Source organism: Ruegeria sp. AH12, from assembly GCF_056541465.1.
In genome coordinates, this window is the sequence record NZ_JBQFYL010000011.1 from 27,853 (window position 1) to 41,368 (window position 13,516).

Consider the following 13,516-nt stretch of genomic DNA (forward strand, 5'->3'; position numbering starts at 1 on the left):
CGACTGAAAGGACTGCGCCTTGACCGACCTGACCCCGCGCGAGATTGTCTCGGAACTGGACCGTTTCATCATTGGTCAGAAAGATGCGAAGCGCGCCGTTGCCGTGGCGTTGCGCAACCGCTGGCGGCGCAAGCAGTTGTCTGATGACATCCGCGATGAGGTCTATCCAAAAAACATCCTGATGATTGGCCCCACGGGTGTGGGCAAAACCGAGATCAGCCGCCGCCTGGCCAAACTGGCGCGCGCACCTTTTATCAAGGTCGAGGCCACCAAGTTTACCGAGGTCGGTTACGTGGGCCGTGATGTTGAGCAGATCGTGCGTGATCTGGCCGACGCCGCCATCGTTCAAACCCGTGAATACATGCGCGAGGATGTCAAAGCGCGCGCGCATCAGGCCGCCGAGGATCGTGTGATCGAGGCGATTGCAGGCGAAGACGCCCGCGAGGGCACACGCGAGATGTTTCGCAAAAAGCTGAAAGCGGGTGATCTGGATGATACAGAGATCGAGCTGGAGCTATCGGAAACCGCAAACCCGATGCCGATGTTCGACATTCCCGGTCAACCGGGTGGCCAGATGGGGATGATGAATCTGGGCGATATTTTCGGCAAAGCCTTTGGTGGCCGCACCGTCAAGAAACGCATGACCGTTGCCGAAAGCTATGACGCCCTGATCGGAGAAGAGGCCGACAAGCTGCTGGATGATGAAACCGTCAACCGCATCGCGCTGGAATCCGTCGAACAAAACGGCATCGTCTTTCTGGATGAAATCGACAAAGTCTGCGCCCGGTCAGACGCGCGCGGCGGCGATGTCAGCCGCGAAGGGGTGCAGCGCGACTTGCTGCCTCTGATCGAAGGCACGACGGTCAGCACCAAACATGGCCCCGTGAAAACCGACCATATCCTGTTCATCGCATCTGGTGCCTTCCACATCGCCAAGCCGTCGGACCTATTGCCCGAACTGCAGGGCCGCCTGCCGATCCGTGTAGAACTGCGCGCCCTGACCGAAGAAGATTTCGTGCGCATCCTGACCGAAACTGACAACGCCCTGACCCGTCAGTACACCGCCCTGATGGGCACCGAAGAGGTCACGGTCAGCTTTACCGAAGATGGCATTGCGGCGCTGGCTCGGATTGCGGCGGATGTAAACCAAAGTGTCGAAAACATTGGTGCGCGGCGGCTCTACACCGTGATGGAACGGGTGTTTGAGGAACTGTCCTTTACCGCGCCCGACAAGGCCGGGTCTGAAATCACGGTCAATGCCGCCTTCGTCGAAGAAAACCTGGGCGAGCTGACCAAATCCACCGACCTGAGCCGTTACGTTCTGTAACAGATTCAGCTGGATTTTGCCGCCGCAGATTCCCCGTGTCACTGGACGCGGGGGCAGAAATCGATAGCTTAGCGCAAAGCATTTCCGAAGGTCTTGTGCATTGCGCTATGTGGTCATTCTGTTTCTGATTTTCTCGGTTGGGGCCTGTGTCGACAGAACCGTCACGGAAACTGTGCCCTCGGCATTGTCTATTGGCACACCCAAGACCGTATTCGCCAGCACGTCGCGCGCAAAAGAGCCTGATGGATCCTATGGGTTCCGCCGCGGCGACAGCCTGCGCTTTCTTGAAACCACTGTTTCAATCCCTCCAACCCATACGCCCGGGACGCTTAAGTTTTCATACGCGAATGCAAACCCGAAGAAAGAGTTTGTGCTGGCCAAAGTGACCGAACTGGATGGTCCGAACGGGTTGAAAGAACGCCTGCATGGTCAGGATGACGTGACGGTCTTCGTCCATGGCTACAACTCGACCCAGACCGAGACCCTGTTCCGGGCGGCGCAGCTGTCGAATGATATCGGTATACCCGGCTCGATCCTGGTTTATTCATGGCCCAGCCGCGCAACGGGTTTTGGCTATGCCTATGATCTGGATAGCATGCTGTTCGCGCGCGATGGGCTGGAACAAACCGTTCTCAGTTTGAAATCTATGGGCATGAAACGCGTTGTTCTGGTCGCGCATTCCATGGGCGGCGCGCTGTCGATGGAGATGATGCGACAGGCTGAGTTGAAAGAACCTGGCTGGGCCAAAAGAAATCTGGAAGGCGTTGTTCTGATCTCGCCCGATCTGGATGTTGATCTGTTTCGATCTCAGATGGCCCGGATTGCAAACCCGCCTGACCCATTCATCGTGATGGTGTCGCAGAAGGACAAGATACTCAATATCTCGGCTCGCCTGCGCGGAACCGCAGAAGGTGAGCGTTTGGGGAACATCAGTTCGATCGATGCGCTGGAAGAGTTTCCGATCAACGTGATCGACACAACTGCGTTCAACAGCGATGCGCAATCCTCGCATTTCGTGGCAGCCACTTCGCCAGCGCTTTTGGCGATTCTCGGCTCGGTCCGGCGCGTCAGCGGCACGTTCGGGCCGGATGACAGGCGCAGCCGGGGCATCAACACTCTGGTGCCTGAAGATCAACGCAACCCCGATGGCGCAACCGAGATTGTGCTGACCGAAACCGGACAGGCAGAGGTGACAACGCCGTGACGCGGTTCAACCTGCGTCAGTTCCTTTATGACAATGCAACCTGGCTTGGCGCTGGTCTTTTACTGACCTTCTTGTCGAGCTTTGGGCAGACATTCTTCATCTCGGTCTTTGCCGGCGAAATCCGCGCAGCCTATGGGCTGAGCCATGGGGCCTGGGGCGGGCTTTACTCACTGGGCACCTTGGTGGCGGCAGGGGTGATGATCTGGGCCGGTGGCCTGACAGATGTGTTCCGCGTCCGCGTTCTGGGACCCGTCGTCCTTGCGGGGCTTGCCCTTGCGGCACTTGCGCTGGCTTGGAACACCTGGGTCGCCCTTTTGCCGGTGATCATCTTTCTGCTGCGGCTGTTCGGGCAGGGGATGAGCACTCATCTGGCACAGGTCGCCATGGCACGCTGGTTTACCGCATCACGTGGCAAAGCCCTGTCCATCGCCTCGCTGGGCTATTCCATCGGTGAGGCTCTGCTGCCCCTCAGCTTTGTTGCTGCAATGGCCTTTGTGGATTGGCGCTGGCTTTGGGTTTTGGTGGCAGGCTTGATCCTGCTGGGTATTCCGCTTCTGATCCGTCTACTGCGTCAGGAACGAACACCTCAGAGCCTTGCGGATGAATATGCGTCAACGGGAATGCAGGGCCGTCACTGGACCCGTCGTGAGGCGCTTTTGCATCCGCTGTTCTGGTGCATGGCGCCAGCCATCCTGGGGCCATCCGCGTTCATCACGGCCTTTTTCTTCCATCAGGTCCACTTGGCCGAGGTCAAAGACTGGGCGCATATCCAACTGGTAGCTTTGTTCCCGATCTTTACCGTCATTTCGATCTTCTCAATGTTTGCGGCGGGATGGGCACTGGACAAATGGGGCACCGCCCGGATCATGCCATTCTATCAGATACCAATGGCGATGGGCTTTGGCGTCATGGCCTTTGCAGACACCATCGGCATCGCTTTGATTGGCTTGATCTTCATGGGCATCACTGGCGGAGCCCATAACACATTGCCCAGCGCGTTTTGGGCCGAGTTCTACGGCACCCGACATATCGGGGCCATCAAAGCCTTGGCGACGGCATTGATGGTGCTGGGTTCAGCCATCGGTCCGGTTCTGACCGGCGTTCTGATCGACCTTGGTGTCCCGCTCAGCCTGCAATTCCTGTGGATCGCAGCGTTTTTCCTGCTGGTCTGCGCATTAATCGGGTTCGGTATCCGGCGCGCAAGAACTGATTACTAACGTGTGCGTCTTAGGTAGACGTAGTAAGCCCCGTCTCCACCATGGCTGATATGGGCCGGGGTCACTTGCATCACCGCCTGCGCCAGCGGCGGTAGGGACAGCCAATGCGGCACCTGATTGCGCAGCACGCCGCGCGGGGTCGGGATAGGGCCGGGTTCGTCCCGATCCTTACCTTTGCCGGTAATCACCAGCACCAGCCGCTTGCCTTGGGCCTGAGCCGTCAGAACAAAACGCACCAGCGCCGGATGTGCTGTTTCAGTCCGCATCCCATGCAAGTCCAGCTTGCCCTCGGGCTTTAGCTTGCCGCGCTTCATCCGACCAAACGCCTTGGTGTCCATCTGTACCGGCGCAGCGCGCAACGTTTCCGTAATCGACGGCTTCAAACTATTGCCGGATGGTTTGCCTTGACGAGTCTGGCCCAGTTCAAAGGCTTCGATCCGGGGTTTCGGCAATTTCTTGGGCGTCGGCTTCGGCAGGGTTGTCGGATGCACGGTCTGAGGCATCTCGGGATGCAACCGTTCAGCCTGTTTAGTGACCTTGCGCCAAAGCTCGATCTCGTCACTTGTCAGTTTGCGCCGGGTCATCAGAATTCATCCGGCAACAGGGCGTAAGCACGTTGAATTGGCAACAACAGGATCATCCGGCCCGGATCCTTCAACCTGCCAGCAGCTTGTCCGGCCTCGTCACCAGTTCCAAAAAAGATATCAGCCCGCTGCGCACCTTTGATGGCTGATCCGGTATCCTGCGCAATCATCAATCGGCGCAGAGGGTTTGCGCCATCTTTCTCAACCCAGACCGGTGCGCCCAGCGGTGTATATGCCGGATCGGCGGCAATACTGCGCATAGTGGTCACAGACCGGTTCATCGCACCCAACGGCCCCAATTCGGGCGCAACGCGGCTCACTTCGCGGAAGAAGACGTAGGAAGGGTTGTGAAACAGCAACTCGGCCCCGACCTGCGGGTTTTTTCGCACCCAAGCGCGGATCATCTGCGCGCTGACTTCGTGCGAACCCAGAATCCCGCGCCGGATCAGTTCAACGCCTATCGACCGATAAGGGTGCCCATTGGCACCACCATAGCCGACGCGCAACGCGCCACCATCGGGCAGCTTTACCCGGCCCGAGCCCTGAATCTGCAGAAAGAACAGTTCGACCGGATCATCGACCCAAGCGATCTCCAGGCCACGGCCTTGCATCACATCACTGGTCAGGATTTCCCGACGGCTCAGCCATGGTCCATCAGCTCGGGCCTCGGGCGGCATTTTGTAGATCGGATATTTGAAGCGTTCTGTGCGAACCCTCGAACCATCGAGTTCTGGCTCAAAATACCCGGTGAACAGCGCGTCCTCACCGTCCTCAACCAGAACCGGGCGAAAGAACAGTTCAAAGAAAGCGCGTGCGGCATCCGCGTCATAGCTGCGCGCAACACCGCAAAGCGCGCGCCAATCCGGATGTCCGAGATCACCGCAGGTGTTCAGAAAAACGGAAAGGGCCGCGCCGTGATCATCCTCGGCCCAGCCCTGCAAGTCATCAAATGACAGAATGGATCGCGTCACCTCTGCTCCGGTGGCGCTGGCGGTGGTCATTGCACCCACCAGGAAAAGCGACCGGAGCGTTGCAATCATGCGTCCGTGGCAACAAGCAGCCAGTTTGGATCGTCCTTGCCCATCACGCGGGCAAAGGTCCAGCTGTCCTTTTGGCGTTTCACGGTGTTCGGATTGCCTTCGATGATGTCACCACCACGATCCCGCACGACCGAGGTCAGCTCACCCACGAACTTCATGGTGATCTCGGCCTCATTGGTGTTCTTGTCGAACTTCACATCCGTCAGGGTAGTTTCCCGTACGCCGATGAATTCTGCCTCGATCGTTAGGCCCTTGTCTTCGCGATCGGCAACAACCGAAACAAACGTGTCAAACACCTCTTCCGACAGGAAAGGCTGGATTTCATCCAGATTGCCCTTTTCAAAGCCCATCACGATCATCTCGTAGGCACCGCGTGCACCCTGAACAAACTCGCTGACGGAAAAGCTGGGCTCAATCCGCTTCATCGCGGCCAGAGTTTGCGCCTGATCGCTGTCTTCAGGCACATGGTCGGTGATGTCATGATCGGGTCCGCCCTCGATCACCTCAAAATCACGGTGCGACGAGCCTGTATCGGGCTGATGCGGGACAGGTGGCTTTTCAAAACCCTCACGCGAACCCAATACGCTTTTCAAGCGCAGGATAAGGAAAACGGCAATTCCGGCCAGGACCAGCAACTGGATCATGGGTTCGTTCATTTCATCCTCTTCTCAGAGCCAAGACTTTGTGTACACGGCCTCTTGCCACTATGTAGGTGACAGTGCGAGGCAAGTCCACAGCCCGGCCATATGGAAAGGATAGCGCAAATGTACCTGTTCTTGGCATTTTTGTTGGTGCCGATCATCGAAATCGCCCTGTTTATTCAAGTGGGTGGTCTGATCGGCCTGTGGCCAACGCTGGGAATCGTGGTTTTCACAGCGGTTTTGGGCACTGTTTTGGTGCGGACACAAGGTCGCATGGCGCTGGGACAGTTGCAGCAATCCTTTGCCAAACTGGATGACCCGACCGAACCGCTGGCCCATGGCGCGATGATCCTGCTGTCGGGCGCGTTGCTTCTGACGCCCGGCTTTTTCACCGATGCTATTGGATTTGCACTGCTTATCCCGGGTGTCCGGGTCGCGGTGTTCCGCTACCTGAAGTCCAAAGTCAAAGTCACCCAATTCCAGATGGGGTCCGGGGCGGGCTTTCATACCCAACGTCGCCCTTTTGATCAGGGTGATGTGATTGACGGAGAATTTACCGAGGTGCGTCCCCGGAAAGACCCATCAAAACCATCGAAATGGGTCGAAGGCCCCCGCGAGCATTGAGGTGCCGCGCCCAAGTTGATAAGCAGTGGCGAATTTCATTTTTGGAGTAGATCCATGGCCGAAGAAAACGCTGCAGAAAACACTGCGGCACAAACTGCCCCTCAGGTGCAAATGCGTGTTCTGGGACAGTTCATCCGCGATATGTCCTTTGAAAACGTGATGGCTCAAAAAGGCGTGTCGGGTGATGTACAGCCCGAAATTCAGGTTCAGGTGAACCTGGATGCCAAGAAGCGTCCGAACGAGCATCAGTTCGAGGTGTCGATCAAACTGAACCTGACGTCCAAAGCCAAAGGCATGGATGACGTCCTGTTCCTGTGCGAGCTTGACTATTGCGGCCTGTTCCACGTGGAGGGCGTGCCCGAAGATCAGATGCACCCGTTCCTGATGATCGAATGTCCCCGGATGCTGTTCCCATTCCTGCGCCGCATCGTCAGCGATGTTACCCGTGACGGAGGCTTCCCGCCAGTGAACCTGGACAATATCGATTTCGTCGCGCTGTATCGCAACGAGTTGATGCGCCGCCAGGCAGCTCAGGCGGAAAAGACCGACGCCTAAGGTTCTGACCCGTGCCTGAATGGATCAGGCGCGGGTCCACAGGGCGCTTTCGCCCAATTTCTCGACAAATGCCTCATGCGCTGCGCGTTCTTCATCGGTGATCCGAGAGGACAGAGGCGTTGCGCGTGGGCTTGGCCGCCAATCAACTGCTCCACCCGGACCCGAGGCAGCAGAGGTGGACAGGCCGAAATCTGGCTGACGGCCGCCGATCAGTTCCAGATAGACCTCGGCCAAAATCTCCGAGTCGAGCAACGCCCCGTGAAGCACCCGGTTCGAATTGTCGATGTTGAACCGTCGGCATAGCGCATCCAAAGACGCAGGCGAGCCGGGAAAGCGTTTGCGCGCGATGGCCAACGTATCAATCGCTTGATCCATCGGAAGGGGGGCCATACCCATCCATTTCAGTTCCGCGTTCAGGAATTTCATGTCGAACGAAGCGTTGTGGATCACCAGCTTTGCGTCACCGACAAAATCGCGAAACCCCTGACCGACCTTGGCGAAAACCGGCTTGTCTTTCAGTGTAACTTCACCCTTTTCAGCCGGGCGCGGAGTTTCCAGCAGGTCGGGGCCAATCCCATGCACACCAAACGCCTCTTCCGGCATGGACCGTTCGGGGTTGATATAGACATGATAGGTCTCACCCGTGGCGACATGGTTCCACAATTCAACCGCACCGATTTCCACGATCCGATCCCCGCTTTCGGGATCGAACCCAGTGGTTTCGGTATCAAGCACAATCTCACGCATTTACCATCCCCGCCCGTATCTGCCTGACCACATCCTGCACTTGCGCGCGGGCGTGGTCCAGAGTGTCGGTCACGATCACATAATCCGACCGCGCGCATTTTTCGTCATTTGGCATTTGCTTCGCACGGATCTGTTCGAACTGCGCCTCGGTCATCGTTCCGCGCGCCGTCACACGGCGCTTTTGTCCTTCGGGCGGAATGGAAACACAGGCAACCGCGTCCATGGCCGCATTACCGCCGGTTTCGAATAGCAGAGGAATGTCAAAGACCAGAATATCCGCTGTTGCGTTTTCGCGGAATGCGGCACGGTCTGCCGCGACCAGAGGGTGGACAATGGCCTCAATGGCTTTCAACGCAGAGCTATCCCGTGAAATGATCTGTTTCAATGCCTCCCGGCTCACCGCTCCGTCGATGATGGCGTCAGGAAAGACCGCGCCCATCGGCTCAACCGCTGCGCCTTCGGGCGCATACAACCGATGAACAGCCGCATCCGCATCCCACAGCGCGCAACCTTCGTCGACAAACATCTGCGCCGTTGTGCTTTTACCCATACCAATCGAGCCGGTCAGGCCAAGCGCGAAACTCATGCCAAAGCCGCCGCACGGGTGTCGGCGTCGACCTCTGGGCGAACGCCGAACCAGCGCTCGAACCCCGGAACTGCTTGATGCAGCAACATCCCAAGGCCATCGACCGTGGTGCACCCGGCCTCTTCCGCCATTTTCAGAAGGTTGGTTTTCAGCGGCGCGTAAACCAGATCGGTCACCACCGCACCGGGCTGCAACCCATCCAATGGCACCCGCAGTTCCGGTTGGCCCTGCATGCCCAGAGACGTTGTGTTCACCACAAGTTCTGCATTTTCAACGGCATTTCCGGCCTGAACCCAATCGACCACGGTAATGCGCTGACCAAATTCTTCTTTCAGATGGTCCGCCCGCGCACGGGTGCGGTTGGTCAGCAGAATTTCGGGCACGCCCGCATCCGCCAACGCTTGCAACACTGCCCGTGCCGCGCCGCCTGCGCCGAACACAACCGCCGGGCCATCCTTAGCATTCCAATCCGGCGCGCCGTTGCGAAGGTTTTCTATAAATCCGTAGCCGTCGGTGTTGTCTGCATGAATAGAACCATCTTCGCGGAACACCAGCGTATTCGCGGCCCCGATCACCGTTGCCCGGTCAGAGACATGATCGGCAATCCGCAAAGCGGCTTCTTTATGAGGCACCGTCACGTTCGCGCCGACAAACCCGGCCTTGGGCAGTGTGCGCAGCACAATCTCCAGATCCGCCGGGGCCACATCCATTGGAATATAGTGCCCCGGCAGCCCATAAGTTTTTAGCCAATGTCCATGCAGTTTGGGCGACCGAGAATGCCCGATCGGATGCCCAATCACCCCGGCCAAGGGAACCCGATAGTCCGTCATTGATCGATCACCCCTTTGACAGCCATATAGTTGAGCAGCTCCAACAGGGGCATACCCAAAACGTTAAAATAGTCGCCGTCAATGGTCGCAAACAGGCGTACACCTTCTTCTTCCAGTTTATAGGCCCCAACCGCATGGCGAATACTGTCCCAGTTCCGGTCAACATAATCTCGCAGATAAGCGTCCGAGCTCATCCGCATCCGCAGACGGACCTGACCCACATGCCGCCAGATCGGCTCACCATCTTGATAGATCACCGCAGCGGACAATAGCATGTGTCGCTTTCCGCGCATGCCTTTGAGTTGCTTCAACGCGTCCTCGGGTGTTTTCGGTTTCGACAGCAACTGCCCCTCAAAATCCAACACCTGATCACACCCCAGCACCATCGCGCCCGGAGATTTGTCACTGATCTTACGCGCTTTCATTTCCGCGAGCGCATCCGCGATATCACGCGGCGCGGCATCTTCGGCCAAAAGCGCGCGTTTCATGGTATCCTCGTCCACACGCGCCACTTGAACAGTAAAAGGCACGCCTGCATTTTCCAGCAGCTGCGCGCGAATGCTTGAGCCCGAGGCCAGGATGATGGGGACAGACATGTGGACAACCCCGTGTGCAAATCGTTGAGCGGTCTTGGACGCTTTGTATGGTTTTCCGATTGACACGCAAGCCCGGGAATAACCCGCGAAACTTCCCTGAGTCGCTCAAACACTGTCCAGCCGGGACAAGGATAAGTCTAGATCACAGGATAACTCTATCCCCCATAGATATTCCGTCAGTTATCCCCAGTTTTCAAAGAACATTAAAGATATAAGTATTTGTTATATATATATGATATTTATGAAATTCACAAAATACGCCTACGCTTCGGCAAACTTGCCCACCTGGGGAAAACTGAAGGGTAAAAAAGTAATCCACGGAAATTACCTACACTACAAAACCATCATCCTTTCTTCTTTCCTATTTTTTTATTAGGGAAAGGGTCGAACAACGTTCGGAGCCAAAATGACTGATCTTCTTTTCACGATCTACCCGTGGGTGAAGGCGCTTCATATTATGGCCGTGATCTCTTGGATGGCCGGCTTGTTCTATTTACCCCGACTGTTCGTCTATCACGTAGAAAAAGCGCAGACGGTCGATGGCGCGCCAGAGATTTTCTTTGAAATGGAAGAAAAGCTACTTCGGGTGATCATGGGACCAGCCAGTATCGTGGCTTGGGTCTGTGGGCTGATCATGGTGTTCACACCAGGCATCGTCAGTTGGGATTTTGTCTGGCCTTGGACCAAAGGGGCGGCTGTGATCGGGATGACTTGGTTTCATCATTGGCTCATGGCCCGCCGAAAGGACTTCGTTGCAGGCCGAAATACGCTCACTGGGCGCCAGTATCGCATGATGAATGAGGTTCCGACCGTTTTGATGGTGATCATCGTCCTATCGGTTGTTTTGAAGTTCTGACGGCCTGTTTGACTCTTTCCAACTAAGCGCTTATCTACACCGCAACACGCCCGTCCGGGCGGCGTATTTTCCGTACTGAAATTCCACTTCGTGCCGCAATCTGCGGTGAAGGTATGTATCATGACAACTGAATCCCTGAATCTGGCCGACCTGAAAGCCAAAAGCCCCAAAGACCTTCTGGCGATGGCCGAAGAGCTGGAGATCGAAAACGCCTCGACCATGCGTAAAGGCGAGATGATGTTCCAGATCCTGCGCGAACGTGCGGATGAGGGCTGGACCGTTGGCGGTGACGGCGTGTTGGAGGTCCTGCAAGATGGTTTCGGTTTCCTGCGCTCGCCCGAGGCGAACTATCTGCCGGGCCCTGACGACATCTATGTCTCACCCGACATGATCCGTCTGCATTCGCTGCGCACTGGTGACACCGTCGAAGGTGAGATTAAGGCGCCGGATGATAATGAGCGTTACTTTGCGCTGACCAAGGTCACCAAGATCAACTTTGAAGATCCCGAGAAGGCCAAGCACAAGATCCTGTTCGATAACCTGACACCGCTTTACCCGGATGAGCGCCTAAAAATGGAGATCGAGGATCCCACCATCAAAGACAAGTCGGCTCGTGTGATCGATTTGGTCTCGCCCATCGGTAAAGGTCAGCGGTCGCTGATCGTTGCGCCTCCGCGGACCGGTAAGACGGTGATCCTGCAGAACATTGCGCATTCGATCGAACAGAACCACCCCGAGTGTTACCTGATCGTCCTGCTGATCGACGAACGCCCGGAAGAGGTGACGGACATGCAGCGCTCGGTGAAGGGTGAGGTTGTGTCTTCGACCTTTGATGAACCGGCAACGCGCCACGTTGCCGTGTCGGAGATGGTGATCGAAAAAGCCAAGCGTTTGGTCGAACATAAACGAGATGTTGTTATCCTTCTCGATTCGATCACAAGACTTGGTAGGGCCTTTAACACCGTGGTCCCATCCTCCGGTAAAGTTCTGACCGGTGGTGTGGACGCAAACGCCCTGCAACGGCCCAAGCGCTTCTTTGGTGCTGCGCGGAACATTGAAGAGGGCGGCTCGCTGACCATCATCGCGACTGCTCTGATCGATACCGGCAGCCGGATGGACGAGGTGATCTTCGAAGAATTCAAAGGAACCGGTAACTCGGAGATTGTTCTGGATCGTAAGATTGCCGACAAGCGCGTGTTCCCGGCCATCGATATTCTCAAATCCGGCACCCGGAAAGAGGACCTTTTGGTCGACAAGGGTGATCTGGCCAAAACCTTCGTTCTGCGCCGTATCCTCAACCCGATGGGCACCACCGACGCAATCGAGTTCCTGTTATCCAAGTTGAAACAGACGAAGACAAACGGCGAGTTCTTCGATTCGATGAATACCTGACACAGGTCTTATTTGACGCGAGGCCTTCGAATGGACACGATATTCGCCTTGGCCAGCGCGCAGGGCAAAGCCGGGGTGGCGGTCATTCGCCTCTCGGGTCCTGATGCACATCGCGCTGCGGCCGAGATGTCGGGCGGTGCCCTGTCACCGCGGGGTATGGCCTTTCGCACCTTGCGTGATCCCGGCGGTTCTCGGTTAGATGATGGTTTGGTCCTGACCTTCCAGGCGCCGGCTAGTTTTACCGGCGAAGACGTTGCCGAACTGCAAATTCACGGCAGTACAGCTACCGTGAATGCTGTGATGAGATGCATGTCTGATGTCGATGGGGTCCGTCCGGCTGACCCCGGAGAATTCACCCGCCGGGCGTTGGAAAACGGCAAGATGGACCTGACACAAGTCGAAGGCCTTGCCGATCTGATCGACGCTGAAACCGAAGCACAGCGACAGCAAGCTCAAACCATACTAGCAGGGGAGTTGGGGCAGCTTGCCGAACGTTGGCGGCGCGACCTGATCCGAGCAGCTTCGTTGTTGGAAGCTGTGATTGACTTCGCTGATGAGGAGGTTCCAACCGACGTTACTCCTGAAGTTCGGCAGTTGGTTTCAGGTGTTATCGATGACCTTCAGCGGGAAGCTGATGGTGTTCAGATTGCTGAACGTATTCGAACCGGATTTGAAGTGGCAATCATTGGGCTGCCGAATGCAGGTAAATCAACCCTGCTAAACGCGCTTGCGGGGCGTGAGGCAGCGATCACTTCGGAATATGCGGGAACCACGCGGGACGTGATTGAGGTACGCATGGACCTCTCGGGGTTGCCTGTAACGCTGTTGGATACCGCAGGTTTGCGGGAAACCGAAGACCATGTTGAAAACCTTGGCATCGAACGGGCGCGCAAACGTGCAGAAACTGCTGACCTGCGTGTTTTTCTCTCTGACGATCCCTCGGAACTTGGCGTATCGTTTCAAGAAGGGGACATCTTTGTTCGACCGAAATCAGATCTTAGACCAGATGTCGACAATGGAGTTTCCGGGAAAACCGGCCAGGGAATTGACCTGTTGATTAACAATATATCGCGTGTACTGAATTATCGTACCACTAGCCATGGTATAGCTACACGGGAGCGGCACAGGGTTGCGCTGATTGCTGCAAAGCGTGCTTTGGACAGTGCAATGTCGGTTCTGGAATCTGGTCCGGACCTGTATGATATCGCAGCAGAGGAAATGCGTACTGCGATCCGTGCACTTGAATCTTTGGTGGGCAGAATAGGTGTCGAAGATCTACTGGATGAAATCTTCTCAAGTTTCTGCCTTGGGAAATAA

General features: G+C 56.4%; 15 protein-coding genes. 8 read left to right on the plus strand and 7 right to left on the minus strand.

Annotation, left to right across the window (positions count from 1 at the left end; translation table 11 throughout):
* The first annotated feature begins 19 nt into the window (after positions 1-19).
* From hslU to ACR0EL_RS15380, 3 genes are all read left to right on the plus strand, one after another.
* Positions 20-1,327: an ATP-dependent protease ATPase subunit HslU gene (gene hslU / locus ACR0EL_RS15370; protein WP_480500827.1), complete on the plus strand. Its 1,308-nt coding sequence runs from the start codon at positions 20-22 to the stop codon at positions 1,325-1,327.
* 100 nt (positions 1,328-1,427) lie between these two features.
* Positions 1,428-2,531 (plus strand): alpha/beta hydrolase, encoded by a 1,104-nt coding sequence (locus tag ACR0EL_RS15375; RefSeq protein ID WP_480500829.1) that lies wholly within the window; start codon positions 1,428-1,430, stop codon positions 2,529-2,531.
* A complete protein-coding gene (locus ACR0EL_RS15380) occupies positions 2,528-3,748 on the plus strand; it encodes an MFS transporter (protein WP_480500830.1) in 1,221 nt (406 codons plus the stop codon). Before ACR0EL_RS15375 ends, ACR0EL_RS15380 begins: the two co-directional genes overlap by 4 nt.
* Here ACR0EL_RS15380 and ACR0EL_RS15385 read toward each other — a convergent pair.
* From ACR0EL_RS15385 to ACR0EL_RS15395, 3 genes are read right to left on the minus strand one after another with little or no spacing between them, the layout of a single operon-like run.
* Positions 3,745-4,332 (minus strand): Smr/MutS family protein, encoded by a 588-nt coding sequence (locus tag ACR0EL_RS15385; protein WP_480500831.1) that lies wholly within the window; start codon positions 4,330-4,332, stop codon positions 3,745-3,747. The two genes, ACR0EL_RS15380 and ACR0EL_RS15385, sit on opposite strands and share 4 nt — an antisense overlap.
* Positions 4,332-5,372: a murein transglycosylase A gene (gene mltA, locus ACR0EL_RS15390; RefSeq protein ID WP_480500833.1), complete on the minus strand. Its 1,041-nt coding sequence runs from the start codon at positions 5,370-5,372 to the stop codon at positions 4,332-4,334. The genes ACR0EL_RS15385 and mltA overlap by 1 nt, the downstream gene beginning before the upstream one ends.
* Positions 5,369-6,028 carry a Tim44/TimA family putative adaptor protein gene (locus ACR0EL_RS15395; protein ID WP_480500834.1) on the minus strand — a complete coding sequence of 220 codons (660 nt, stop codon included), beginning with the start codon at positions 6,026-6,028 and terminating at the stop codon, positions 5,369-5,371. Before ACR0EL_RS15395 ends, mltA begins: the two co-directional genes overlap by 4 nt.
* A 108-nt stretch (positions 6,029-6,136) precedes the next feature.
* Here ACR0EL_RS15395 and ACR0EL_RS15400 point away from each other — a divergent pair, with 108 nt between their 5' ends.
* Together ACR0EL_RS15400 and secB are read left to right on the plus strand one after the other, a co-directional pair.
* Positions 6,137-6,637 carry an FxsA family protein gene (locus ACR0EL_RS15400; RefSeq protein ID WP_480500835.1) on the plus strand — a complete coding sequence of 167 codons (501 nt, stop codon included), beginning with the start codon at positions 6,137-6,139 and terminating at the stop codon, positions 6,635-6,637.
* Positions 6,638-6,691: 54 nt separating this feature from the next.
* Entirely contained in the window at positions 6,692-7,192 is a 501-nt protein-coding gene (gene secB / locus ACR0EL_RS15405) for a protein-export chaperone SecB (protein WP_170534282.1), read from the plus strand.
* Positions 7,193-7,216: 24 nt separating this feature from the next.
* On the opposite strand, the gene dnaQ is transcribed toward secB, so the two are convergent.
* The 4 genes from dnaQ to ACR0EL_RS15425 are packed head-to-tail and all read right to left on the minus strand — an operon-like array spanning position 7,217 to position 9,951.
* On the minus strand, positions 7,217-7,939 hold the full coding sequence (dnaQ, locus tag ACR0EL_RS15410) for a DNA polymerase III subunit epsilon (RefSeq protein WP_480500837.1): 723 nt from the start codon (positions 7,937-7,939) through the stop codon (positions 7,217-7,219).
* Positions 7,932-8,525, minus strand: coding sequence for a dephospho-CoA kinase (gene coaE, locus ACR0EL_RS15415; protein WP_480500839.1), 594 nt, complete (start codon positions 8,523-8,525; stop codon positions 7,932-7,934). The genes dnaQ and coaE overlap by 8 nt, the downstream gene beginning before the upstream one ends.
* Positions 8,522-9,355, minus strand: a complete 834-nt coding sequence (locus tag ACR0EL_RS15420) for a shikimate dehydrogenase (protein WP_480500841.1) — start codon at positions 9,353-9,355, stop codon at positions 8,522-8,524. The genes coaE and ACR0EL_RS15420 overlap by 4 nt, the downstream gene beginning before the upstream one ends.
* Positions 9,352-9,951, minus strand: a complete 600-nt coding sequence (locus ACR0EL_RS15425; RefSeq protein ID WP_480500842.1) for a Maf family protein — start codon at positions 9,949-9,951, stop codon at positions 9,352-9,354. Before ACR0EL_RS15425 ends, ACR0EL_RS15420 begins: the two co-directional genes overlap by 4 nt.
* A gap of 406 nt (positions 9,952-10,357) precedes the next feature.
* On the opposite strand from ACR0EL_RS15425, the gene ACR0EL_RS15430 reads away from it, so the two are divergent.
* The 3 genes from ACR0EL_RS15430 (at position 10,358) to mnmE (ending at position 13,516) form a co-directional block, all read left to right on the plus strand.
* A complete protein-coding gene (locus ACR0EL_RS15430) occupies positions 10,358-10,807 on the plus strand; it encodes a CopD family protein (protein ID WP_480500844.1) in 450 nt (149 codons plus the stop codon).
* A gap of 120 nt (positions 10,808-10,927) precedes the next feature.
* On the plus strand, positions 10,928-12,199 hold the full coding sequence (rho, locus tag ACR0EL_RS15435) for a transcription termination factor Rho (RefSeq protein ID WP_170656900.1): 1,272 nt from the start codon (positions 10,928-10,930) through the stop codon (positions 12,197-12,199).
* A gap of 30 nt (positions 12,200-12,229) precedes the next feature.
* Positions 12,230-13,516, plus strand: coding sequence for a tRNA uridine-5-carboxymethylaminomethyl(34) synthesis GTPase MnmE (mnmE, locus tag ACR0EL_RS15440; RefSeq protein ID WP_480500845.1), 1,287 nt, complete (start codon positions 12,230-12,232; stop codon positions 13,514-13,516).